The organism is Variovorax sp. TLI9-5A, from assembly GCF_056867935.1.
This window is the reverse complement of the sequence record NZ_CP200310.1, coordinates 2,276,669-2,298,794: the sequence shown is the minus strand read 5'-3', so window position 1 is coordinate 2,298,794 and position 22,126 is coordinate 2,276,669. Positions and strand designations below refer to the sequence as shown.

At 69.0% G+C, this 22,126-nt stretch carries 23 protein-coding genes and 1 pseudogene; 12 read left to right on the top strand and 12 right to left on the bottom strand.

The window, feature by feature from the left end; genetic code table 11:
- Positions 1-4 precede the first annotated feature (4 nt).
- Complete coding sequence (locus AC1VNX_RS11060; RefSeq protein ID WP_483156742.1) at positions 5-229, top strand: DUF1059 domain-containing protein; 225 nt, start codon at positions 5-7, stop codon at positions 227-229.
- On the opposite strand, the gene AC1VNX_RS11055 is transcribed toward AC1VNX_RS11060, so the two are convergent.
- Positions 196-438, bottom strand: a complete 243-nt coding sequence (locus tag AC1VNX_RS11055) for a hypothetical protein (RefSeq protein ID WP_483156741.1) — start codon at positions 436-438, stop codon at positions 196-198. The two genes, AC1VNX_RS11060 and AC1VNX_RS11055, sit on opposite strands and share 34 nt — an antisense overlap.
- On the opposite strand from AC1VNX_RS11055, the gene AC1VNX_RS11050 reads away from it, so the two are divergent.
- From AC1VNX_RS11050 to AC1VNX_RS11035, 4 genes are all read left to right on the top strand, one after another.
- Entirely contained in the window at positions 422-925 is a 504-nt protein-coding gene (locus AC1VNX_RS11050; RefSeq protein WP_301510570.1) for a (2Fe-2S)-binding protein, read from the top strand. The genes AC1VNX_RS11055 and AC1VNX_RS11050 overlap by 17 nt on opposite strands.
- A gap of 65 nt (positions 926-990) precedes the next feature.
- Positions 991-3,198 (top strand): xanthine dehydrogenase family protein molybdopterin-binding subunit, encoded by a 2,208-nt coding sequence (locus AC1VNX_RS11045; RefSeq protein WP_483161932.1) that lies wholly within the window; start codon positions 991-993, stop codon positions 3,196-3,198.
- Complete coding sequence (locus tag AC1VNX_RS11040) at positions 3,195-4,514, top strand: c-type cytochrome (protein WP_483156740.1); 1,320 nt, start codon at positions 3,195-3,197, stop codon at positions 4,512-4,514. Before AC1VNX_RS11045 ends, AC1VNX_RS11040 begins: the two co-directional genes overlap by 4 nt.
- A 69-nt stretch (positions 4,515-4,583) precedes the next feature.
- Entirely contained in the window at positions 4,584-4,955 is a 372-nt protein-coding gene (locus tag AC1VNX_RS11035) for a hypothetical protein (RefSeq protein ID WP_483156739.1), read from the top strand.
- Here AC1VNX_RS11035 and AC1VNX_RS11030 read toward each other — a convergent pair.
- Positions 4,918-6,144: an arabinose transporter gene (locus tag AC1VNX_RS11030; protein WP_483156738.1), complete on the bottom strand. Its 1,227-nt coding sequence runs from the start codon at positions 6,142-6,144 to the stop codon at positions 4,918-4,920. The genes AC1VNX_RS11035 and AC1VNX_RS11030 overlap by 38 nt on opposite strands.
- 179 nt (positions 6,145-6,323) lie before the next feature.
- Positions 6,324-6,989 carry an O-methyltransferase gene (locus AC1VNX_RS11025; RefSeq protein WP_483156737.1) on the bottom strand — a complete coding sequence of 222 codons (666 nt, stop codon included), beginning with the start codon at positions 6,987-6,989 and terminating at the stop codon, positions 6,324-6,326.
- A 38-nt stretch (positions 6,990-7,027) separates the two neighbouring features.
- Between AC1VNX_RS11025 and AC1VNX_RS11020 the strand changes: the two genes are divergently transcribed.
- Both AC1VNX_RS11020 and AC1VNX_RS11015 read left to right on the top strand, forming a co-directional pair.
- Positions 7,028-7,750: a TetR/AcrR family transcriptional regulator gene (locus AC1VNX_RS11020; RefSeq protein ID WP_483156736.1), complete on the top strand. Its 723-nt coding sequence runs from the start codon at positions 7,028-7,030 to the stop codon at positions 7,748-7,750.
- 304 nt (positions 7,751-8,054) lie between these two features.
- Positions 8,055-11,141 (top strand): autotransporter outer membrane beta-barrel domain-containing protein, encoded by a 3,087-nt coding sequence (locus AC1VNX_RS11015; protein ID WP_483156735.1) that lies wholly within the window; start codon positions 8,055-8,057, stop codon positions 11,139-11,141.
- Positions 11,142-11,169: 28 nt separating this feature from the next.
- On the opposite strand, the gene AC1VNX_RS11010 is transcribed toward AC1VNX_RS11015, so the two are convergent.
- Entirely contained in the window at positions 11,170-12,207 is a 1,038-nt protein-coding gene (locus tag AC1VNX_RS11010; protein WP_483156734.1) for an alpha/beta fold hydrolase, read from the bottom strand.
- 40 nt (positions 12,208-12,247) lie between these two features.
- On the bottom strand, positions 12,248-13,039 hold the full coding sequence (locus AC1VNX_RS11005) for a DUF1295 domain-containing protein (protein WP_483156733.1): 792 nt from the start codon (positions 13,037-13,039) through the stop codon (positions 12,248-12,250).
- A gap of 255 nt (positions 13,040-13,294) precedes the next feature.
- On the opposite strand from AC1VNX_RS11005, the gene AC1VNX_RS11000 reads away from it, so the two are divergent.
- A complete protein-coding gene (locus tag AC1VNX_RS11000) occupies positions 13,295-13,651 on the top strand; it encodes a hypothetical protein (protein ID WP_483156732.1) in 357 nt (118 codons plus the stop codon).
- Between the two features lie 127 nt (positions 13,652-13,778).
- A complete protein-coding gene (locus AC1VNX_RS10995) occupies positions 13,779-14,204 on the top strand; it encodes an SgcJ/EcaC family oxidoreductase (RefSeq protein ID WP_483156731.1) in 426 nt (141 codons plus the stop codon).
- On the opposite strand, the gene AC1VNX_RS10990 is transcribed toward AC1VNX_RS10995, so the two are convergent.
- Complete coding sequence (locus tag AC1VNX_RS10990; RefSeq protein WP_483156730.1) at positions 14,198-15,082, bottom strand: JmjC domain-containing protein; 885 nt, start codon at positions 15,080-15,082, stop codon at positions 14,198-14,200. The genes AC1VNX_RS10995 and AC1VNX_RS10990 overlap by 7 nt on opposite strands.
- A gap of 298 nt (positions 15,083-15,380) precedes the next feature.
- Here AC1VNX_RS10990 and AC1VNX_RS10985 point away from each other — a divergent pair, with 298 nt between their 5' ends.
- Positions 15,381-15,602, top strand: a complete 222-nt coding sequence (locus tag AC1VNX_RS10985) for a GFA family protein (protein ID WP_483156729.1) — start codon at positions 15,381-15,383, stop codon at positions 15,600-15,602.
- Between the two features lie 100 nt (positions 15,603-15,702).
- Here AC1VNX_RS10985 and AC1VNX_RS10980 read toward each other — a convergent pair whose 3' ends face one another.
- Positions 15,703-16,737, bottom strand: a complete 1,035-nt coding sequence (locus AC1VNX_RS10980) for a sensor domain-containing diguanylate cyclase (RefSeq protein ID WP_483156728.1) — start codon at positions 16,735-16,737, stop codon at positions 15,703-15,705.
- A 178-nt stretch (positions 16,738-16,915) separates the two neighbouring features.
- Between AC1VNX_RS10980 and AC1VNX_RS10975 the strand changes: the two are divergent.
- A pseudogene (locus AC1VNX_RS10975) lies at positions 16,916-16,996 on the top strand (VOC family protein); the annotation flags it as partial.
- 13 nt (positions 16,997-17,009) lie between these two features.
- Here AC1VNX_RS10975 and AC1VNX_RS10970 read toward each other — a convergent pair.
- The 4 genes from AC1VNX_RS10970 to AC1VNX_RS10955 all read right to left on the bottom strand — a co-directional run bounded on the left by AC1VNX_RS10970 (position 17,010) and on the right by AC1VNX_RS10955 (position 20,004).
- Entirely contained in the window at positions 17,010-17,492 is a 483-nt protein-coding gene (locus AC1VNX_RS10970) for a nucleoside deaminase (protein ID WP_483156727.1), read from the bottom strand.
- 21 nt (positions 17,493-17,513) lie between these two features.
- Entirely contained in the window at positions 17,514-18,017 is a 504-nt protein-coding gene (gene uraH / locus AC1VNX_RS10965; RefSeq protein WP_483156726.1) for a hydroxyisourate hydrolase, read from the bottom strand.
- 120 nt (positions 18,018-18,137) lie between these two features.
- Positions 18,138-18,665, bottom strand: coding sequence for a 2-oxo-4-hydroxy-4-carboxy-5-ureidoimidazoline decarboxylase (gene uraD, locus AC1VNX_RS10960; protein ID WP_483156725.1), 528 nt, complete (start codon positions 18,663-18,665; stop codon positions 18,138-18,140).
- 13 nt (positions 18,666-18,678) lie between these two features.
- Positions 18,679-20,004, bottom strand: coding sequence for an MFS transporter (locus AC1VNX_RS10955; RefSeq protein WP_483156724.1), 1,326 nt, complete (start codon positions 20,002-20,004; stop codon positions 18,679-18,681).
- Between the two features lie 186 nt (positions 20,005-20,190).
- Here AC1VNX_RS10955 and AC1VNX_RS10950 point away from each other — a divergent pair, with 186 nt between their 5' ends.
- Positions 20,191-21,153 (top strand): LysR substrate-binding domain-containing protein, encoded by a 963-nt coding sequence (locus tag AC1VNX_RS10950; protein WP_483156723.1) that lies wholly within the window; start codon positions 20,191-20,193, stop codon positions 21,151-21,153.
- On the opposite strand, the gene AC1VNX_RS10945 is transcribed toward AC1VNX_RS10950, so the two are convergent.
- Complete coding sequence (locus AC1VNX_RS10945) at positions 21,150-22,070, bottom strand: LysR family transcriptional regulator (RefSeq protein WP_483156722.1); 921 nt, start codon at positions 22,068-22,070, stop codon at positions 21,150-21,152. The genes AC1VNX_RS10950 and AC1VNX_RS10945 overlap by 4 nt on opposite strands.
- Positions 22,071-22,126 lie beyond the last annotated feature (56 nt).

Genomic DNA, 22,126 nt, shown 5'->3' with positions numbered 1-22,126 from the left:
CGCCATGTCACGCCAATACATCGATTGCCGCGAGTACCCGAGCACGACGAACTGCAGCGTCGCGCTCAGCGCCGACACCGAGAGCGAACTGCTCGATGCCGCCGTGCAGCATGCCGTGACCGTTCACGGTCACACCGACACGCCGGAGCTGCGCAAGCAGCTCGCGGGCCTGTTCAAGATGGGAACGCCGCCGCTTCAGGCACCCACCGCGCAGAAGGCGCCTGCCTGACGGTCCCGCACCGATCGCCGCCGCACGACGAACAAGGCGCGGCGATGAATACCTTCGGATGAATGCCAGCCGGCGCCTTGCAGCAAAAGGCTCGCGCGCCGGCTGAATGCCCCTTGCCCGCCAAGCGCGTTTTGCGAAGTCGCGCTATGGTTCGCTGCCACCCACGGCGAACCATAAAAAAAGGCAAGGCCCATGATCGACATCAACATCAACGGCCAGTCCGTTGCCATCGACGCGCCCGACGACATGCCCCTGCTCTGGGCATTGCGCGACATCGTCGGACTCACCGGCACCAAGTTCGGCTGCGGCATCGCCCAGTGCGGCGCCTGCACCGTGCACCTCGACGGCCAGCCCGTGCGATCGTGCGTGCTGCCGGTCGGCGCCATCGGCAAGAAGGCCGTCACCACCATCGAAGCCATCGCGCAGACGCCCGCGGGCAAGAGCATCCAGAAGGCATGGCTCGATGTCGACGTGGTGCAGTGCGGCTACTGCCAGTCGGGCCAGATCATGTCGGCCACCGCGCTGATACAGCGCACGCCCAACCCCAGCGATGCCGACATCGACCTGGCCATGTCGGGCAATGTCTGCAGGTGCGGCACCTACTCGCGCATCCGGGCTGCCATCAAGCAGGCGGCCACCGGCAAGGCCGAGGTGATGCAGTCGGTGGCCGTGCTGCCTGCGGGGAGCGCATCGTGAAGTCGCTGGACCGCACCGGCAGCGGCACCGGCAACGGCATCGGCGGCATCAGCCGCCGCGCGGCCATGCAGGCCGGCGGCCTCGCGCTGGCCTTCACATGGCTGGGCACGGGCAAGGCCTTCGCCGCGATCAACCCGAGGCAGCAGCCGGGCGACGCGGCCGCCGCGCTCGCCGACGGCAATCCGGCCTTCGCGCCGAACGCCTTCATTCGCATCGACGCCGACGGCGGCGTGCGCCTCGTGATGCCGATGGCCGAGATGGGCCAGGCGATCTACACCGGCTCGGCGATGCTGCTGGCCGAAGAGCTTGGCGTGGAGCTCGACCAGGTGCGCGTCGAGCACTCGCCGGCCAACGAGGCGCTGTACGGCATGCCGCTGCTCGGCGGCCAGATCACCGGCGGCTCGACCAGCACGCGCGGCACCTTCGGCGTGCTGCGCGAGGCCGGCGCCGTGGCGCGCACGCTGCTGGTGAGCGCGGCAGCGGCGCAGTGGAAAGTCGACCCCGCGAGCTGCACGGTGGCGCGCGGCGTGGTGAGCCATGCGGCCTCGGGCCGGCAGCTCGGCTTCGGCGCCCTCGCGGGAGCTGCGGCCAGGCTGCCGATGCCGGGCAAGGTGACGCTGAAGGAGCCCAAGGATTTCAGGCTGATCGGCCAGCCGCTGCGGCGCGTCGACTCGGCGGGCAAGGTCGACGGCACAGCGCAGTTCGGCATCGACGTGCGCGTGCCCGGCATGAAGGTGGCGACCGTCAAGGCGAGCCCCACGCTGGGCGGCGTGCTGGCATCGGTGGACGACAAGGCCGCGCGCGCGATTCCCGGCGTGATCGCGGTGCTGCGGATCAATGACGCGGTGGCCGTGGTGGGCGAGCATTTCTGGGCCGCGAAGCGCGGCCTCGAGGCGCTGAAGCTGCAGTGGACGCCGGGGCGCAACGCCACGCTCACCACGCAGCAGCTGCGCACGGCGCTGGCCGATGCGCTTGCGAAAGACAAGGCCATCGTCGGCAAGGAAACCGGCAAGCGGCCCGAGGGCACGCTGGTGCAGGCCACCTACGACCTGCCGATGCTCGCGCACGCGACCATGGAGCCGCTGAACACCACGGTGCATGTGCGGCCCGACGGCTGCGACATCTGGGTGGGCACGCAGGTGCCGGCGCGCTGCGCGAGCGTGGCCGCGAAGATCACCGGCCTGGCGGAAGACAAGGTGGTGGTGCACAACCAGTACCTGGGCGGCGGCTTCGGCCGGCGGCTGGAAACCGACTCCGTGGAGCAGGCCGTGGCCTTCGCCAAGCAGGTGCCCTACCCGCTCAAGGTGGTGTGGACGCGCGAGGAGGACATCCGCCACGACATCGTGCGCCCCATGTACCACGACGACATCTCGGCCGTGGTCGATGGCGAGGGCCGGATCCTCTGGTTCGGCGACCGCATCGCGGGCGGCACGGTGCTGGGCCGCTGGGCCCCTGCCTTCATGGGCAAGGACGGCATGGACGGCGACCTCATCGAATGCGTGGCCGAGCCCTGCTACGACCTGCCGAACCTCAAGGTCGAATGGGTGCGGCACGACATGCCGGCGGGCCTGAACGTTGGCTGGTGGCGCGGCGTGGGCCCCACCCACAACCTCTTCGTGATGGAGAGCTTCATCGACGAGCTCGCGCACCGCGCGAAGAAGGACCCTGTCGCCTACCGCCGCGCGATGCTGCAGAAGAACCCGCGCACGCTCGCGGTGCTCGACCTCGCGGCCAGCAAGATCGGCTGGGGCCAGGGCTCGCTGCCCGCGCGCGTGGGGCGCGGCGTGGCCGTGGGCGATGCCTTCGGCAGCCGCGTGTGCGCCATCGTCGAGGCCGAGGTTTCGCCGCAGGGCGAGGTGCGCATGCGACGCGCGGTGGTCGCGGTGGATTGCGGCGTCGCGGTGAACGCAAGCTCCATAGAGGCGCAGGTCCAGGGCGGTCTGGTGTTCGGGCTGAGCGCGGCGTTGTTCAACGAGATCACGCTGCGCGAAGGCGCCATCGAGCAGAGCAACTTCCACGACTACCGCACGCTGCGCATCAACGAATCGCCAACGATCGAAGTGCATGCGGTGAAGAGCGCCGAGGCTCCCGGCGGGCTCGGCGAAGTCGGCACCGCCATCGCGGCACCGGCGCTGGCCAACGCGATCTTCGCGGCGACCGGCGTGCGCCTGCGCGCGCTGCCTGTGAACCGTGCGCTGCTGGCGCAGGACAAGGAGGCGCTGAAGAAGAAGGTCGCCGACGCGGCGCTCGGCGACGAAGGGAGGACGGCATGAAACGGTTCTTCAAGGCACTGGCGGTGCTGGTGGTCATCGGCGCCGGGCTCTACTTCTTCCTGAACCGCACCGACGGGTCCGAAGGCCAGGCTCCGGCGCTGGCCGGCGCGCCGGTCGATGCGGCGCTGCTGGTGCGCGGCGAATATCTCACCAAGGCCGCCGACTGCATCGCGTGCCACACGGTGCCCGGAGGCAAGGGCCAGCCCTTCGCGGGCGGGCTGCCTTTCGTTCTGCCCTTCGGCACGATCTATTCGTCGAACATCACGGCCGACCCCGAGACCGGCATCGGCAAATGGACCGACGAGCAGTTCGTGCGCGCGCTGCACGACGGCGTGCGCGCCGACGGCAAGCGCCTGTACCCGGCCTTCCCGTACACCTCGTACACGGCGCTGAGCCGCAACGACGTGCTCGCGATCAAGGCCTACCTGTTCAGCCTGCCCAAGGTCAGCCAGCCGAACCGCGAGGCCGACCTCGGCTTCCCGTTCAACCAACGGTGGGCCATGGGCTTCTGGAACGCGGCCTTCTTCAAGAGCGAACGCTTCGAGGCCGACGCATCGAAGCCGCTCGCGTGGAACCAGGGCAAGTACCTCGCCACCGCGCTGGGCCACTGCGCCGAATGCCACACGCCGCGCAACTTCGCCTTCGCGATGGAAAAGGGCAGCGAGCTCGCGGGCGAATCCATCCAGGGCTGGCGGGCCTACAACATCACTTCCGACGCGAAGAACGGCATCGGCGCCTGGAGCGACGCCGAGATCGGCGCCTACCTCACGACCGGCCATGCCGAGGGTCGCGGTTCCGCATCGGGCCCGATGGGCGAGGCGGTGGAGCACAGCCTGCAATACCTGAAGCCCGAAGACGCCTCCGCGCTCGTGAGCTACCTGCGCACGGTGCCCGCAAAGGCAGGAAAGAACCCTATCGAGGTCGATGCGAAGGCGCCGTGGGCGCTCGCGGCGAGCGCCGCCGCGCCGGCCGCCAACACGGCCGAGGGCCACGAGCTGGGGCTGCGGCTCTTCGCTTCCGCCTGCGCGAGCTGCCACCAGTGGAACGGCAAGGGCCAGCAGACCGCCAACGCATCGCTGCTGGGCACGCGCGGCGTGAACGACCCGGAGGGCTCCAACGTGACGCAGATGATCCTGCAGGGCGTGCGCATGCACGTGCACGACAGGGAGATCTACATGCCCGCCTTCGGCAAGGCCTACACGGATGCCGAGGTCGCGGCGCTGGCCAACTACGTCATCGCGCAGTTCGGCAACAAGCAGGCGGCGGTAACGCCGGAGTTCGTCGCGAAGCAGCGAGCGCAAGGGCCCAATCCCTGACCGGCGGCTGACCCGCGGGTGCCCCATGACCGGCTGGTCACGGGGTTTGGCCGCATCTACACTGCGGCCATGAAGAGAACAGGGGAAGCACAGCGCTGCCTGCAGCCCGTGGTGGAGCTGCGGAAGGAAGTTTCGTCCTACGCCTACTCCGTTCGCGCGCCCCGCTCAAGGGGCGTGATACCTCCCAGCTCGTACCGCAACGGCGGCTTCGCCACGCTGGCCGATTGCCTCGGCGACGTTGCGCGCGCGCTGGGCGGCGACTTCTCGCGCATCTACGTGCGGCTCGACGGTCTCTGCGTGGGCGAGCGTGACATCGTGGAGCTGCGCCGCGAGCCCGAGAGAGTCGCCGTCGAACTGAAGGCCGGGCTCGAAGCCGAGCTGAAGGCGAAGGCCGTCTTCGAGTTCAGGGCCGAGACCTTGTCTGAGCCCGGCGAAGGCTGATCGCGATCACCAGCCCCACCGCCGCCGCGCCGGCACCGGCCAGGAACACACCGCCGTAGCCGGCCCTGTCGGCCAGCAGCCCGGCGAGCGGGCCCGTCAGCCCATAGGCGACATCCTGGAAAGCGGAGAAGCCGCCCAAAGCCGTGCCGCGCAGATGCGGCTGCACAAGGTGCACGACCTCGCGCCCCATGGACGGAAAGATCATCGAGCAGCCCAACCCCGTAAGGAACGCGCCCACAAGGGCGACCACCGGATCGGAAGCGCTCCAGATCAGCGCCTGCCCCACGGTCTCGACAGCGAGCGAGCCGATGGCCACGGGCAGGCCGCCCATGCGGTCCGGCAGATGGCCGAAGAGCACGCGCACGAGCACGAAGCCGCCGCCGAAGGCCGTCAGGCCCAGCCCGGCGTAGCGCCAGTGCTGGTCGAGGAAATGCAGCGTGAAGAACGCACCGATCGCCGCGAAGCCGATGCCCTGCAGGCACACGATGGTGCCGTGCGGCCAGACCTGGCCGATCACGCGCCAGAACGGCGGACGCTCGGCGCCGGGATGCGCGGGCACGCCGGCCATGCGCCAGATCGCCAGCATGCCGAGGCACGGCAGGATCACGCCGACGCTCATCACGCCGGCATATCCGAAGCGCTGCTGCAGCACGAGGCCGATCGGCCCGCCAACCGCCAGCGCGCCGTAGATCGCGGCGCCGACCAGCGCCAGCACCTTGCCCGAGCGCACCGGGCCGACGAGCCCGATGCCCCAGCCGATGATGCCGACGCCGACCAGGCTTTCGCCGAGGCCGACCAGCAGCCGGCCCGCGAGCAGGACGAGGTAGGCCGTCCACGGCGACTGCGCCAGCAGGCCCGCGACCAGCGAGACCAGCGCGCCGCTCACGTAGAAGACCAGCCCGCGCGTCACCGCGGACTTGGCCCCGGCGCGGTCCGACTGCGTGCCGGCGTACGCCCGGCTCAGCACGGTGGCGAGAAAGGCGATGCCGACGCCGAGCCCGGCCCACACGTTACCCAGCCCGAGCTGCCCCGTCACGAAGATCGGAACGACGGGCAGGGACATGCCGACGCAGAGATAGGAAATGAAGAGGATGGCCGTCAGCAGCAGCAGGCGGCCCTGCGCGGGGTCGCGCGTCGATGATGGTGGCGACGACGATGAAGTCGTGGCCCGTGTCGATGGAGTGGTCATGGTGTGTCGTCCAGGTTCGTGGTGTTCTCCCGGCCGACCGGAGCGCGCAGGCGAACGCACCCCGACCGGCAAGGGTCGTGGAGTGCGTTGGTTGACGTCAGACGCTTACGGCCAGTGCGACTGGCACTGCGGACACCGGCTGCGTGTCCGCGTTGGAATGGCCGATGCGGCCGCCCGGCTTATCCGAGTCGCATCGACAGTTCGACGTCCTCGCCGAACGGCGTGGACATGTAGCCCGAAGCGGGCGAGCGCACACGCGCGAGGTATTCGGGGCAGTAGTCGGCGTTGTCGGCGACGACGAATGCACCGGGCTTCAGGCGGCTTTCGACCAGCGCGAGGATCTCCGGGTAGAGCGCCTTGGCGCCGTCGAGCAGCAGCAGGTCGATCGACTCGGGCAGATCGGCGGCGAGCGTCTGCAGCGCATCGCCCTCGCGGATCTCGACCAGCTCGGCAAGGCCGCCAGCCTCGAGGTTGCGGCGGGCGCGCGCCACCTTGGAGGGCTCGAACTCGGTAGTGACGACGCGGCCGCCGCCGTTGTCGCGCAGGGCGGCGGCGAGGTGCAGCGTCGAGATGCCGAAGGAAGTGCCGAACTCGACGATGTTCCGCGCGCCTGCGCTGCGCGCCAGCATGTAGAGCAGCAGGCCGGTCTCGCGCGAGACGGGCAGCGCAATGTCCTTGAGCCGCGCGTAGAGATCGAGGTAGCCGGTCTTGCTGCGCATCAGCTTCGAACGCTCTTCGTCGGACAGGCCGGCGACCGCCGCGCTCATCGCGGGCGATGCCTCGGCGGCCTCGGCGAACAGGCGCTCCAGCAGGGGCGCCAGCGGTTTGTTGGTGAGGGTTGTCACAGGAGTTCTTCGTGTTGGAGTGAAGGTTGGCGAATAATATGAAGGAACATTCACATTTCCTATTCGCGTTGCGAACCCCGCCCATGGCCGACCCACGAAGCGCACCGATCTCCTCTAGAAGAAAGCCCAAGCAGGCCCGCTCCAACGACCTCGTCGCGGCCATCCTCGAGGCAGCCCTTCAGGTTCTGGAGAAGGAAGGCGCGCAGCGCTTCACCACCACGCGGGTGGCCGAGAGGGCCGGCGTCAGCGTCGGGTCGGTGTACCAGTACTTCCCGAACAAGGCGTCGATCCTCTTCCGGCTGCAGAGCGACGAATGGAAGCAGACGAGCGACATGCTCTGCGGCATCCTCGAAGACGCGCAGCGTCCGCCGCTGGAGCGGCTGCGCATGCTGGTGCATGCCTTCGTGCGCTCGGAGTGCGAGGAAGCCGGAATGCGCGTGGCGCTCAACGACGCCGCCCCGCTCTACCGCGACGCGCCCGAGGCGCACGAGGCACGCGCCGCAGGCGACCGCATCATGCAGGCCTTCATGCGCGAGGCCCTGCCCGATGCCAGCGACGCCACGCGCGCGCTGGCGGCCGACCTGATCACGACCACCTTCAGCTCGGTGGGCAAGCAGTTCTCGGAGAGCCCGCGGACCGACGCGGAAATCGAGGCCTACTCGGACGCGATGGCCGACATGTTCTGCGCCTACCTCCAGAGCCTCGGGCACGCGCAGGAGCGCGGGCGAGAGAAGCGCCCTCGCCGCCCAGCGCGGCGTTAGCCTTTGTATTTCGCGCGAAACACTGCTTACCTCTTGATGCAGTTCAGGGGATGCCCCGAGCCGGGCGTCATCGCACCGTAGCGCCTGGGGCCTCAACCGGCGGTACCTGCACGCACCGCCTGCATCAGTCTCGCCACCCGTCAGGCCTCGCCTGGGTACCCGCTTCCGGGCATATCGCCGGCCGCAACGCGTACTTACATTTTTGACTTGAATTCTGGAAACGACGGGATGTGCGGGCGTGGAAAAGCGCGCGCCTGCATGCGGGAGCCTGCCCGTTCAGGCAACGAACGAACAACTTGAAGCCATGAACAAGATTTTTCGGACCCTCTGGAATCCAGCAAGCGGCACGTGGGTCGCCGCACCCGAGACTTCGCGGGGCCACGCGCGCTCGACGAGGTCGTGCGAGCTGGCGGGCATCGCCGTCGCCGCGCTGCTGCTGGGCACCGGCCCGGCAATGGCGGCAGGCGGCGCCGGCGGCCAGCCCCTCAACGACACCTCGCTGCATGCCGGCTCGGGCGGCGCCAACGGCAGCGGCGGCAGCGGCGGCCTCAACGACACCACGGTGAACGCGAACGGAGGCGCCGGCGGATCGTCGACCGACGCGGGCCCGACGGCCGGCTCCAACGCCAACATCGGCTCCTTCGCCGGCGCCACCGCCGGCACGGGCGGCGCGGCGGGAGCCGGCAGCAACGTCGTCAGCCCCGGCGTGCTGCAGGGCGACAACGGCGCCGCAGGCCAGTCGCAGACCGGCGACTTCAGCAACGGAAACGGCTACGGCGGCGGCGGCGGCGGCGGCTTCCAGGGCGCGTCCATCGGCAGCGGCGTCACCTCCTCTTCCAACAGCTACACGGGCGGCGCTGGTGGGGCGGGCGGCAACGGCTTCTGGGCGGCCGGCGGCGGCGGCGCGGGCGGCTACGGCTCCATCCTCATCGGGCCGACCGGCAACTACACCGCCTCCGGCAGTTCGACGGGCGGCGCCGGCGGCAAGGGCGGCGATGCCTTCTCGCAAGGCGGTGGCGGCGGCAGCGGCGGCGTCGGGTTCTTCCTGAACGCGACGACCGCCGGGATCACCTACGCCAACAGCGGCACCGTCACCGGCGGTGCCGGCGGCGCGGGCGGCTCAGAACTGCTGCCGGCGCGCAGCAATGCGTCGGGCGGCGGCGGCGGAGCCGGCGGCAACGGCATCACGCTGACGGGCAGCGCGGTGTCGGTGAACAATTCCGGCGCGGTTGCGGCTGGCGCCGGTGGCGCGGGCGGCGCCGGCGGCGGCGGTGCTGGCGGCACCGGTGCGCCGGGCGCCGGCGGCGATGGCGGCATCGGCCTGCAGGCAACGGGCACCAGCACGGCGATCACCAACACCGGCACCATCGCCGGCGGCAACGGCGGCGTCGGTGGCGCCAACAGCAACGGGGGCGCGGGCGGCGCCAACGGCGTGGGCGGTGTCGGTGTGGCGGGCGCCAACCTCGGCATCGTCCACAGCGGCAGCATCACGGGCGGCATGGGCGGCGACGGCGTCACCCGCGCGGCGGCGGTGGAGTTCACCGGCGGCAGCAACAGCCTGACGCTGAATGCCGGCGCCGCGCTGACGGGCGCCGTCGCCATCGACAGCGGCGCCACCGCCAGCATCATCGCGGGCGCCAACGGCCTGAGCCTGAGCAGCCCGCTGCTGCTGGGCGGCAACGGCACCATCGACACCAACGGGCACGACATGGGCTGGTCGGGCCCCGTCTCCGGAGTGGGCTCGCTGGTGAAGAGCGGCGCGGGCACGCTGACGTTGTCCGGCGCCAACGTCTACACCGGCGCCACCAGCGTCAACGCCGGCACCCTGCGCGCCGGAGCGGCCGGCGCGCTCAGCAGCGCCAGCGCCTTCACGGTCGCATCGGGCGCCACGCTGGACCTTGCCGGTCAGAGCCAGACCATCGCGTCGATGGCCAACGGCGGCACCGTCTCGCTGGTGGGCACCGTGCCCGGCACGACACTGACAGTCACCGGCCCGTGGGTGGGCAACGGCGGCACGCTGCGACTGGGCACCGCGCTGGGCAACAGCAGCAGCGCGAGCGACCGGCTGATCCTCAGCGGCAGCACCGCCATCGCCAGCGGCACGACCAACGTGCAGGTCACCAACCTCGGCGGCCTGGGCGCGCTGACCAGCGGCAGCGGCATCGAGGTCATCAGCGCAATCAACGGCGCCACCACCACCGCGCAGACCACGAAGAACGCCTTCGCGCTGGCTGGCGGCCACGTCGACGCAGGCGCCTACGAATACCGCCTGTACGCCGCCGACGCGAGCGGCGCGGGCGAGAACTGGTATCTGCGCTCCAGCGCCGTCGTCACGCCGCCGGCCAGCGGAGGCGGAAGCACTGGCAGCACCGGAGGCAGCAGCAGCGGCGGTGGCGGCGTGACCGTCCCCACCTACCGCACCGAAGTGCCGCTGTACGCAGCGCTGCCCGAGCAGTTCCGCCAGGCCAACCTGTCGATGCTCGGCAGCATGCGCCAGCGGTTGGGCGACGACGGCCCTCCCGGCAGCAACGATGCAGGTCCCGCCATGCCCGACCGGGGCTACCGCCAGGTCTGGGCCCGCATCGTCAGCACCGACCGCACCATCAGCCAGGGCGGCACCGTGAGCCCCACCAGCAAGGGGCGCCTCACCGGCTTCCAGGCCGGCACCGACCTCTGGGCGGACGCCCACTGGCGCGCCGGCGTCTACCTCGGCGAACTCAACGGCGACATGCGCGTGAACGGCTTCGCGCGCGGCATCGTCAACTACGCGGCCGGCTCCAACGACCTGCGCAGCCAGTACCTTGGGGCCTACGCCACCTGGAAGAACGACAGCGGCCTGTACGTCGACGGCGTGCTGCAGGCCGGGCGCCACCACTACACGGCGTCGCCCGCGCTGAGCTACTCCAGCTCCGGCAAAGGCAGCAGCCTGCTGGCCTCCATCGAGGTGGGCCAGTCCTTCGCCATCGCACCGGGCTGGAGCATCGAGCCGCAGCTGCAGCTGGTGCACCAGCGCATCAGCCTGGACGACGGCGGCATCGCCGCCGCGCTGGTGCAGCAGCACAGCCACAGCGGCTGGATGGCGCGCGCCGGCGTGCGGGTGAAGGGCGAGATCGCCACCTCCGCCGGCCTGCTGCAACCGTACGTGCGCTTCAACGTCTACCGCAACGGCAGCGGCACCGATACAACCCGCTTCATCGGCCCTGCCGCCTACACCGACATCGCCACCCGCACCGGCGGCACCAGCACCGAACTGGCGGCGGGCGCCACGCTGCAGCTCTCGCCGAACGCGAGCCTGTATGCGGAGCTGGGCAAGCTCTGGGCCTCGGGCGGCGCGGTGCGCACGAAGAGCAGCGGCATCGAGGGCAGCGTGGGCGTGAAGTTCCGCTGGTAAGACACGGACACGGTGGCGGCCACTTACCTTACGGCTGCCCGCCGCCGTCCGCGCGAACCGTTTCGACGACCGACAGCACGGCATCGATCACCGCCGCCGGATCGTCGAACTGGATGTCGTGGCTGGACTTCGGCAGCGGCAGGTGCCTGCCGCGCGAAGACCACGTCGTCTCTTCCACATGAAGCTGCTGCCAGATGGCCAACACCTCGCGGCCCTGCGCGGGCGTGATCTTCATTCCGCGAAGCTCGCTCTCGGTGTACGGCGCCATCGCGGTGAGAACGACCAACGGGCGCTTGCCCAGGTCGCGGAAGGCTCCGGCTTCGGCGAGCACGGCGTCGGTCGCGTCGCTCTCCGCCATCTGCGTGACCATGGACCTGGGCGCGTAAGCCCAGACCGCCTGCGCATCGCGCTCGCTCTGGTTCGGCGCCCGGGGCAGCAGCTTCGGTGCAGCCGCCCGCAGCAGACCGGACCAGGCCAGCGACACCGCGATGCGCGAACGCAGCGAGCGGGTTTCCGTCATGTAGGCCGCGACGCGCGCCACCTGGTCGGGATGCGACGGGTCCACCAGAACCAGCCCTGCCACCTCGTCGCCGAAGTACCGCGTGAAGGTCGTGGCGAAAAGGCCGCCCAGGGACTGCCCGACCAGCACGAAGGGCCCGCGCTCGCCCGCGCGCGCCAGGGCCTCGTGGAGATCGCTCACCACCTGCTTCGCGCTGATCGGTGCGCCCGACGGGTCGCTCCACATCAGCCCCGCACGGCTGTAGGCGCACGCCCGCGTGCGCGCCGCGATGGCCGGCTGCACCGCCGACCAGCTCAGCGAGCCATCGACGCTCAAGCCCGCCTCGAACACGACGGTAGGCGAGCCGGAACCACGGCAATCGAGCTGGATCTTTCGCCCACCGCCGATGTCGATCATCTTTCCCGGCGCCGGAAAGTCATGCTGAGCACGATAGCGGCCGACCTGCTCGTACACCACGCCCGCGAGGATGAGCAGCGCGAGAAGTGCCGAGCTCCAGAAGACGATGCGCATCACCACCACGGAAGATTTGTTCGACGAAGGCTTCACTGCGGCGATGGTGCCACCGCCAGGCAGCCAAGGCCACCGGCTAATGCCTCGAGCGATCGCCGCGCACCGGCCCCGGCACGAAGGCGTTGGTGCGCGCCATGTAGTCGCGATAGGCCGGCCGGCGCTCGCCGATGTCGCTTTCGAGCATGCGCACGCCCGAAACCTTCAGCAGCAGCCAGGTCATGAGCAGCGGCGACACGATGCTCCACGCGCCACCCCATCCCGCGCCACCGATGGCCATGAGCCAGATGCCCCACCACGTGCAGGCCTCGCCGAAGTAGTTGGGATGCCGCGTGTAGCGCCACAGGCCTCTGTCCATCACCTCACCTTGGTTCGCGGGGTCGGCCTTGAAGCTCGCCATCTGCGCGTCGCCAATGGCTTCGAAGAGGATGCCGAAGAGCGCCAGCGCGGCTCCGATCGCATCGAGCAGGCCGAACGGCCGCGCGGCCGACATGCCCGGCAGGAAAGGCGCCGACACGATCCACGCCAGCACCGCCTGCAGCGCGAACACGAGGTACAAGCTCCTGAAGCCGAAATTCGGCTGGTTGCGAGCGCGTATCGCCTGGTAGCGCCGGTCTTCGCCATGCCCCCAGTTGCGCCAGGTGACGTAGATGCACAGCCGCAGCGCCCACACGGTGCCGAGCACCGCCATGCACAGCCCGCGCGCGGTCTGCGCAGGCAGCAGCGAGAAGTAGACGAGGCCGGCACCCGCGATGAAGACCGACCACATGCGGTCGACAAGGCTCGCGTCGTGCCGCGCGAGGCTCGCCGCCCAGGTCAGCAGCGCCAGCGATGCGGTCCACGCAAGGCCCGCCAGCGCGATCGCCGTCATTCCACCGCTCATGCGCGGCGCTCGAAGAGATGGTGGCCCACCCGGCAGCGCTTCCGGTGGTCGAAGCAGGAGAGCGGCAGCAGCCTCTTCCCGACCCGGCAGATGGCGAATGCGATGCCCTGCGGCATATGCGTCTGTTCTTTCCTCTTGGGGGCACGCGCGCGAAGGCGTGCCATGGATAGGTGTACGTGGCGGATCGGGTTTTGGATGAGCCTCGGCTAAAGTCGGCCACAACCTTACCCACATCCCGAAGACGTGCGTGACGCTCTCTATTACTCGTTGATGCTCCTGCTGGGATTCGCCTGGTACAGGTTCGGACAGAACCTGCTGCGCAAGGGCACCCGCGACGAGAACGACGAGCTGACCAAGGGAATCGTGGGGCCCGTGGGCTTCCTGATGGCCGGCGCCATCGCCTGCTACCTCTTCTTCCGTGTGCTGCGCGCGCTGGTCCAGCGCGAGGTGCCGTGCGTCGGCAAGGGCTGTTCGGGACAGCTCTACACCCTGGCGGCCAATCCCGGCGAATTCTGGGCCAACGTGCTCTTCATGGTGTGGCTGGTGCTGGCCCTGGGCTATGCGTTGTATGTGACGCTCAGGATCTGGTTCAGGGTCTAGCCGAAGAGAGCACCGGCGCTACGGTCGGATTGATCTGCAGATTTCTGGCTGCTTCGCATTAGCCCCATCTGCGCACATCTGCTGACGGACGTCGGCTTCAGAGACGAGAGGAGACCACATGGCTCAGATGAGAAATCCAGAAGACGCCCCGCGAGAGTTCCAGACCGCATGGAACCACCACGACATGCAGTCCCTCGGCGCCCTCTTCCATGAAGACGCCACCTTCGTGAACCGCTTCGGCCACTACGTGCGAGGCGTGGAGGAGATCGTCGCCCTGCACGCCCCCATCCACGCGACCATCTACAGCGACTCCACGCTGGAGAACGAACTGATCGACGTGGCCGCGCTCGGCAATGACGCGGCGGTCATCCACTTCTGGAGCCGACTCGCGGCTGGCGCGGCTCATCCGGCGGGGCCTCACGTCGTCGATACGCTGATCCTCGCCGTGCTGACGCGGCGGGCCGGCGAGTGGCGGATCAAGGCGCTCGAGAACGTCACGCTGACGAATCCCCGCACGGGAGAAACGGTGCTTCGACCGACACTGGCTCAATAGGAACCCGGTGGCGGCGTGTGCCTCATGCGCCGCGACGTGGTCATGCTGATGAAGCGTGCACGCGCGGCGCCGAGACGGGCGCGGCCGGCGCCGACGAAACCGCCGATGGCCGACTTGACCGCGTCCGCCGTGGGCGACTCCCTCGGGTACGACGGCGACAGCCCGCACTTGCGCATCACCCGGTTCACCTGATGGATGCGGGCCACCTCGCGCGTCGTGGCTGTATAGAAGGTCACCCCGATCGAGATCGACAGGCGGTCGCCGGGAGCGTTCCCGCCGACCTCGGAGCGGGTCATGTGGGGCGAGGTGCTCGGGAAGTAGATGGCATCGCCCGGCCGCGCATCGAACTCCTGCCCCAGCGGCAGGAAGGCTTCGCTGAAGCGCACCTTCTTGAGCGACTGCGTGACGATGAAGTCCTCCACGGCATCAGCCGGCACGATGCTGCGGTCGCGATGGTCCCAGACATGGAGGATCTTGTGGCCGTGCAGCTGCAGCCAGAAGTTGTTCTCGCGGTCGATGTGAAAGGGCGTCACCGAAGGCGGCGCCGAGAAGAAAACGAAGCCGTTCACCCTGAAGATGTCCGGCTGCTCGCGTTCCACGAGCGAGCGCATGGAGTTCACCACCGACATCAGCAAGGCCTGGTAGCGGGGAACGACTTCGATGTTGTAGAAGGCGCAAGACGAGCCCGGCTCCTCCATGCGCTCGAAGAACTCCTCGATGCTGCGCCCGCCGGGCGGCCGGCCCTCGTGCGAAAGCGCGGATGAAATCGTTCGCCTGGGGTCCATGAACCTGCACTGGTCCACCTTCGAGAGCTCCATTCCGAGCTTCACGAGCTCGGGCACCTGGAACAGCGGATGCTCGTGGAAGTTGTGGTGCATCGGCGTGATCCTCTGGGTAGAGAAACCCGCGGGGTCATCCGTCCAGACCCGATATGCCGTTCCCGAAGTCCCGACAGAATTCATGCTGGTCAAGCGCATGGCAGCACCTCCGGATCGCTTTCCGGACTCCGGCCCCGAAACGAAGCCGAGGCCGCAGCCCAAGAGACGAGGTAATACTTTGGATTTCAATACTGGGACGGGTTTATGAACCCACCCTGACCGCACCGACGCGCTTTCACGGCTTTCATTTACAGCCGCAAAAGGAGGTACCGTGGCTCTCCGCGCCAATTGCCTGTGCGTGAGGACGAGCGATCTGCGATGGGTGCGCGGCGAGGAGCTGATGCGCTTCTACGAGTCCTCGCCGGGCGAGCACCGGGGCTTCTGCTCGGCCTACGGCTCCAACATCTTCACGAAGTTCGATGCCCGGCCGCAGGAACTGGGCCTTGCGCTCGGAATCCTCGACGACGATCCGGGCAACCGCCCGACATGCCACGTGTTCGTCGGCTCGAAGGCGCCGTAGTACGAGATCTGCGATTCGCTGCCGCAGCACGACGCCTTTCCTGCGGGCTACGCGCCGCCTCGCGCCGGAGCTGACGGCGACGGCACCTGATCGCGGTAACTCAGGCCGAAGCCGTTTCCCGGTGATTCGCCACGGTGCGGCGCCCGCGCTTGACGGCATACATGGCCTCGTCGGCCAGCCGCAATGCCTCTGCCGCATCGGTGGCGCGCGGGTCGACGGCCACCACGCCGACGCTCGCGCCGCGGTAGTCGAGCGCCGTGCCCTGCAGCCGCAGTTCGCCCACGGTGCTTTCGCTCAGCCGCTCGGCGAGCGATCGCGCCGCGGCGCTCGGCGATTCGCCGAAAGTGGGGCCGGGGCCGATCACCACGAACTCGTCGCCGCCGTTGCGCGCCAGCATGTCGCCCGCGCGCAGCGAGGCCGACAGGCGAGCGGTCATGGCCACCAGGAACTCGTCGCCGATGTCGTGGCCGTGCGTATCGTTGATCTTCTTGAAGCCGTCCATGTCGATGAAGCCGACCAGCACGCTGGTGCCATCGCGCTCGCCCTGGGCCATCAGCCGGCGCAGGCCGTCGATGAGCGTACGGCGGTTCGGCAGGCCGGTGAGCGCATCGGTGGAAGCCAGGGTGACGACTTCGGCATGGGCCTTCTCGAGCTTCCTGTAGAGCAGCTCGCGCTCGACCTGTTGGCCGATCAGCCGCGCGAACAGCTGCAGCACCGGTTCGGCATGCGGCGGCAGGGGCTGCTGCGCCGCGCTCGCGGCGCACAAGGTGCCGAACAGGTCGCCGCCCTCGGTCTTGACCGGCGTGCTCACGTAGGTCTGGATGCCGAGCTGCCGGGCCGCGTCGGAATCGCCCCAGCAGCTGGCGACGTCGCCGGTGTAGGTGCGGCCCTCCTCCATGGCGCGCTTGCACAGGGTGTCGGCCCACGGCACGGTGAGCCCCTCGGGAATGCTCAGCTGACGCACGTTGCGCGAGAAGAGGATGTGCTGCTGCCCCTTGTCGAGGTCGATGGTGGTGAGGTAGGTCGACTCCAGCCCGGTCACGGCACCGAGCATCTCGAGCATCGGTCGGGTCAAGTCTTCCAGCGTCCTGGCCGAAGCCACCGAGTCGGAGAGTTGTTCGATCAGAGATTCCATGGCCGACATTTTGACGGCGAAGCGGCCCGGGCAGCGGTTTCCCCGTCGCCAGGAGGCTTTCGGCCTGCGGCTCGCCCCGCGGATCACCGGTTTATGCTTGCGCCGGCCCTGGGCAGCACAGGTCTCCACAGATCATGAAACATCGGGAAACTCATGTTTGACCATGTCAAATTCGGCGTACGCGAACTACTACGCGGCCTTCGTCATCGGCCCGGACGGGCACAACGTCGAAGGCGTCTGCAGCGAGCCGGTGGCCTGACCCCGGAGGTCGATCAGCGCGTCGCGCGCGACCAGGCCTCGTACAGGTCCTCGCCCTCGTCGCGCACCGGCAGCGCGCGCACGGGCATCTCGCGCTGCTCCATCGGCCGCGCGATCTCCAGGTAGCCGCGTTCGGCCGACAGGTCGTGCGGCTCGCCGTCCTCGTTGGAGTAGGCGTAGTAGACCTCCTTCACGCCAGCCAGGTACATGGCGGTCAGGCACATCGGGCACGGATAGCCGCTGGCGTACACCACGCTGCCCGACAAATCGGTGCCGCCCTGCGCCTTGGCCGCGATGCGCACGGCCTGCATCTCGGCATGGGCCGTGGGGTCGCACAGGGCGTCGACCTCGTTGACGGCATGGGCCAGCACCTTGCCGTCGCGCACCAGCACGGCGCCGAAGGGCCAGGTCTTGCGCTCGCGCACGTTGCGCATGGCCAGGCGGATGGCGTCGACCATGTATTTCTCGGCGCCGGATCCGGATTGGAGTTGGGTCATCGGTCGGAGCTCCTGCGGCAATCAGCTGCCGCGATATGTTGAAAAGAACCAGGGCGCGCACAGCATCGGCACGTGGTAGTGCTGCGCGGCGTCGAAGATGGAAAAGCGGACGGGCACCACGTCCGAGAGCCCGTCGGAGGCCTTGAAGTGCTCGCCGACGTGGAAGCGCAGCTCGAAGTGGCCGGGCTGGTAGCTCTCGCCGACCAGCAGCGGATCGTCGGAGCGGCCGTTGCCGTTCATGACGACGCTGCGCAGCGGCTTGTAGCTGCCGCCCTCCAGCCTCGAGAAGTCGATGCGCAGCCCGGTTGCGGCCGCGCCGTGGAAGGTGTCCAGCGCATGCACCGTCAGGCGCGGGCTCACGCCGTGCAGCACGATGGGGCCGCTGGCCTGGGCCGGGCGGCCTGGCGCGGCGTTCGGCTGTTGTTGCGCGAGTGCTCCGCGCGCGGTCAGCGTCGCCGCGCCCAGGGCCAGCCCCGAGAGCGCGAACTGCCTGCGCGCGGGTTGGGATACGACTTGATTCGCCATGCTGTTGTCTCCTGTCGTTGTCGCCTTTTTCGGGCGATGGAAGGCCTGGCCGGTGCGTGGGGTGCACGAGCCGGCGGGAACGGGAACGTGTCGTCGGGAAAGAGCGGGAAGCAGACGTCTTCAGCCGTCCAGCAGCGCATCGATGCGCCCGCGGGTGATGAACCCGATCTGGTCGAGCGCGGCGCGGTGCTCGGTATCCGTGCTCGCTTCGGTGCGCGCACGCATCGCCTCGAAGATCTGCTGCCTGGTGTTGCGGCGCACCGCGATGATGAAGGGGAAGCCGTGGCGCTCGCGGTACGCGCGGTTCAGCCGCTGCATCTCTCCAAGCTCTTCGCGGCTGAGCGCGTCGAGCCCGGCGCTGCGCTGCTCGCCGACGGATTCGGTGGTCATCGTGCCGGCCTGGGCTTCCCGGCCGGCCAGCTCGGGGTGGCCGCAGAGGAAGGCGATGCGGCGCTCCCGAGGCGCCTCGCGAACCACGTCGAGCATTGCGGCATGCAGCGCATCGACGTTCGCGAAGGGCCGGCGCGACCACGCGGCTTGGGCGACCCAGGGGGAGTTCTCGAAGGTGGGCCCGACGGCGGCGACGAAGGCGTCGCGGTCCATGGCGTTGAGCGCGTCAAGGTTCAGGCGGGTGGCGGTGAGGGTCATCGGTCGTTCTCTTTCATGACTGCTTGCGATGCGAAGGCACGCAGGCCAGGATCAGCAGGGTGGCGCAGACTTCGACCGCCGCCACCACGTACAGGCCGGACGAGAGGCTGCCGGTGGAGGTCTTGATGAGCCCCAGCATCCAGGGCGCGCCGAAGCCGGCGAGGTTGGCGATGGAGTTGATCAGCGCCACGCCGCCGGCGGCCGCGGTGCCGGCCAGGAAGCGGTTGGGCATCTGCCAGAACACCGGAATGGCGCTCATGGTGCCGACAATGGCCAAGGTGAGCCCCACCAGCACCGCCAGCGCGCTGTGCCCCAGGAAGAGCGCCACGCCCAGCAGCGACACAGCTCCCAGCGCGGCGGCCAGGCCGCAGTGCCAGCGCGACTCCTGCTGCTTGTCGGAGTGGAAGCCGTTCCAGATCATGCCGGCCGCGCCGCACAGGTAGGCCACGGCCATGATCCAGCCCACCGTCACCGGGCTGGTGAAGCCCACTTCCTTCACCAGCGTGGGGCCGTAGAAGGTCAGCGATGAATTGGCCGCGATGATGCAGAAGAAGATCAGGATCAGCAGCCAGATGCGCCCGCTCCTGAGCGAAGCCAGCATGCTGTGCTCGCGCTGGCCCAGCGAGCGGCCGTCGCGCTCCAGGTCTTCGTGCACCAGCTGGCGCTCGCGTGCGGTGAGCCAGCTGGCCTGCTCGGGCCTGTCGGTCAGGTAGAACCAGGTGACGAAGCCGGCGATGACCGAAGGAATGCCTTCGAGCAGCAGCACCCACTGCCAGCCCGACCAGCCGTTCAGCCCATGCATGCTGGTCATGATGGTGCCGGCCAGCGGCCCGCCGATCACGCCCGCGAAGGCCGAGGCCGACATGAACATGCCGAAGGCCTTGGCGCGCCGGTCGTTGGGGAACCAGTAGGTCAGGTACAGGATGATGCCGGGGTAGAAACCCGCCTCGAACACCCCCAGCAGGAAGCGCAGGAAGTAGAACATCTCCGGCGTCTTCACGAACATCGTCGCGATGGAGGTCAGGCCCCAGCCGATGGTGATGCGCATGATGGTCTTCTTGGCCCCGATGCGCTGCAGCAGCAGGTTGCTCGGCACCTCGAAGAAGAAGTAGCCCAGGAAGAAGATGCCCGCACCCAGGCCGTACATCGCCTCGGTCCACTTGAGCTCGTCGAGCATGGTCAGCTTGATGAAGCCGATGTTGACCCGGTCGATCCAGGCCAGCACCCACAGCAGCATCAGGAAGGGAATGATCCGCCAGATGATCTTGCGGTAGACCCCGTCCAGCTCGGACGGGGTATCGGAAGGCCGGGCGGACGCGGCCGCTGCGGTTGATGTCATGCTTTTCTCCTGGTCCTTGGTGTGGGGCACTGCGATCCGGTCCGTCGGCGAAGAGGAATGCCGCCTGCCGGGGCACTGTAGGCACAATGGTCCCGCCGCGCGCACGGCGCGCGGAATGTGCGGCATAAACCAGAGCGATAGGTCGCGTCCCGCAAAGGCGCGCCATCCGGTCGAACCCCTAGACACATGACGAGAAGCCAGGACCTTGTCGACATCCATCTGCTGCGCGTGCTGGCGGTGCTGGTGGCCGAGCGCAGCGTTTCTCGCGCGGCGGTCCGCATGAACCAGACGCAGCCGGCCATCAGCGCTGCCCTGCGGCGCCTGCGCGATGCATTCGGCGACCCGATCCTGGTGCGCGAGCGCGGAGGCATGGTGCCCACCGCGCGTGCACTGCAGCTGCGCGACAGCGCGCGCGAGGTGCTCGGCGAAATCGACCGCATGCTGGCCGGCCCCGAGCGCTTCGAACCCGGCTCCAGCACCATGACCTTCACCATCGCCACGCCGGACTACCTGGCCGCGAGCTTCATGGCCGAGGTGGTGGCGCGCTTTCGCGCCGAGGCGCCCCAGGCGCGCCTGCTGATCCACCCGCTGACGCCCGGCTACGACTACGAACGCGCGCTCGCGCAGGGCGAGCTGGACATCGTCATCGGCAACTGGCCCCTGCCGCCCGAGCGCATGCACCTGTCGCTGCTGATCGAGGACGATCTGGTCTGCATGATGAGTCCGACCAATCCGCTGGCCGCGCCGGGCGCGATGACGCTGCAGCGCTACCTGAGTGCTGCCCACGTCGTGCCCACGCCCTTCGCCAAGTCGCACCGCGCAGTCGTCGACAGTCACCTGGCCGGGCTCAGGCAGACCCGCGACGCGCGCGTCTTCGTGCCCTACTACGCGATGGCGCCCTACCTCGTGGCCGAGAGCGACCTCGTCTTCACCACCGCGCGCCACTTCGCCGAGCAGTTCACGCGCAGCCTGCCGGTGGTGAACCTGCCCGCGCCCGAAGGATTTCCGCGCATGCGCTTCTACCAGCTATGGCACGAGCGCTCGCAGCACCAGGGTGCGCATCGCTGGCTGCGCGGGCTGCTTTCTACAGTGGGCCAGCATCTGGCGCAGTCGGCGCCAGGAGCAACGAGCGAGTCGCCTGCCGACTAAGCTTCGCCCCCGGCAAGCATCCGGCACAGCTCCAGCACCATGCCCCGCAGCCATCGGTGCGCGGGGTCGCGATCCATGCGCGGGTGCCACATCTGCGAGATGGTGATCTGCTCCGTGTGCATCGGCAGCGGGAACGAGCGCAACGTGCTCTGCGCCCTCAGGCGTTCGAAGTACGAGGCCGGTATCAGCGCCACGAGATCGGTCGCCGCGGCGATCGACAGGGCGGAGCCGAAGCTGGGCACGGTGACCGCGACGTTGCGCGTCAGCCCCATCGCCGCCAGAGCCACGTCCGCCGGTCCTTCCTTGCGTCCGTGGCGCGACATGACCACGTGGTCGCAGGCGGCGTAGCGCTCGGGCGTGATCTCGGCCTCGGCCAGCAGTGGATGGCCTTCGCGAACCGCGGCGATGAAGCGGTCCCGATAGAGCGCCTGGATGCGCACCTCCGGCCCCGCCGAATCGCCCAGCACGCCGACATCGAGATCGATCAATCCTTCGCGCAGCGGGCGCACGTCCTTGTCTGGCTTGGGCGCGAAGCGCAGGCGAACGCAGGGAGCCTCCTTCGCGACGCGAGCCACCAGCACATGCGCGAAGGCTTCGATGAAGCCGTCGTTGGCCCGTATGGTGAAGAGGCGCTGCAGCGTGTGCGGGTCCATGGCCGCGTCGGCAGGCTGCAGGACCGCGTGCGACTCCTGCACAAGGTCCTTCACGCGCTCGCGCAGCGCCAGCGCATGCGGCGTGGGCACCATGCCGCGTCCGGCGCGCACCAGGAGCTGGTCGCCCGTGGCCTCCCTCAGCCGCGCCAGCGTGCGGCTCATGGCCGATTCGCTCAGCCCCATGCGCTCGGCGGCCTTCGCCACGTTGCCTTCGGAAAGCAGTGCGTTCAACGCGGTCAGCAGGTTGAGATCGGCGTCTTGCATGCCCGACGCTAGCACAGGCGCGCGGATTCAAGCAGGCGCCGCATGCAGGAACAACC

What these genes read in the sequence shown, in the direction of transcription:
- AC1VNX_RS11060 (WP_483156742.1), top strand. Translation starts at nt 5, where the DNA reads ATGTCACGCCAATACATCGATTGCCGCGAGTACCCGAGCACGACGAAC.
- AC1VNX_RS11050 (WP_301510570.1), top strand. Translation starts at nt 422, where the DNA reads ATGATCGACATCAACATCAACGGCCAGTCCGTTGCCATCGACGCGCCC.
- AC1VNX_RS11055 (WP_483156741.1), bottom strand. Translation starts at nt 438, where the DNA reads ATGTTGATGTCGATCATGGGCCTTGCCTTTTTTTATGGTTCGCCGTGG.
- AC1VNX_RS11045 (WP_483161932.1), top strand. Translation starts at nt 991, where the DNA reads ATGCAGGCCGGCGGCCTCGCGCTGGCCTTCACATGGCTGGGCACGGGC.
- AC1VNX_RS11040 (WP_483156740.1), top strand. Translation starts at nt 3,195, where the DNA reads ATGAAACGGTTCTTCAAGGCACTGGCGGTGCTGGTGGTCATCGGCGCC.
- AC1VNX_RS11035 (WP_483156739.1), top strand. Translation starts at nt 4,584, where the DNA reads ATGAAGAGAACAGGGGAAGCACAGCGCTGCCTGCAGCCCGTGGTGGAG.
- AC1VNX_RS11030 (WP_483156738.1), bottom strand. Translation starts at nt 6,144, where the DNA reads ATGACCACTCCATCGACACGGGCCACGACTTCATCGTCGTCGCCACCA.
- AC1VNX_RS11020 (WP_483156736.1), top strand. Translation starts at nt 7,028, where the DNA reads ATGAAGGAACATTCACATTTCCTATTCGCGTTGCGAACCCCGCCCATG.
- AC1VNX_RS11015 (WP_483156735.1), top strand. Translation starts at nt 8,055, where the DNA reads ATGAACAAGATTTTTCGGACCCTCTGGAATCCAGCAAGCGGCACGTGG.
- AC1VNX_RS11005 (WP_483156733.1), bottom strand. Translation starts at nt 13,039, where the DNA reads ATGACGGCGATCGCGCTGGCGGGCCTTGCGTGGACCGCATCGCTGGCG.
- AC1VNX_RS10995 (WP_483156731.1), top strand. Translation starts at nt 13,779, where the DNA reads ATGAGAAATCCAGAAGACGCCCCGCGAGAGTTCCAGACCGCATGGAAC.
- AC1VNX_RS10990 (WP_483156730.1), bottom strand. Translation starts at nt 15,082, where the DNA reads ATGCACCACAACTTCCACGAGCATCCGCTGTTCCAGGTGCCCGAGCTC.
- AC1VNX_RS10980 (WP_483156728.1), bottom strand. Translation starts at nt 16,737, where the DNA reads ATGGAATCTCTGATCGAACAACTCTCCGACTCGGTGGCTTCGGCCAGG.
- AC1VNX_RS10970 (WP_483156727.1), bottom strand. Translation starts at nt 17,492, where the DNA reads ATGACCCAACTCCAATCCGGATCCGGCGCCGAGAAATACATGGTCGAC.
- uraH (WP_483156726.1), bottom strand. Translation starts at nt 18,017, where the DNA reads ATGGCGAATCAAGTCGTATCCCAACCCGCGCGCAGGCAGTTCGCGCTC.
- uraD (WP_483156725.1), bottom strand. Translation starts at nt 18,665, where the DNA reads ATGACCCTCACCGCCACCCGCCTGAACCTTGACGCGCTCAACGCCATG.
- AC1VNX_RS10955 (WP_483156724.1), bottom strand. Translation starts at nt 20,004, where the DNA reads ATGACATCAACCGCAGCGGCCGCGTCCGCCCGGCCTTCCGATACCCCG.
- AC1VNX_RS10950 (WP_483156723.1), top strand. Translation starts at nt 20,191, where the DNA reads ATGACGAGAAGCCAGGACCTTGTCGACATCCATCTGCTGCGCGTGCTG.
- AC1VNX_RS10945 (WP_483156722.1), bottom strand. Translation starts at nt 22,070, where the DNA reads ATGCAAGACGCCGATCTCAACCTGCTGACCGCGTTGAACGCACTGCTT.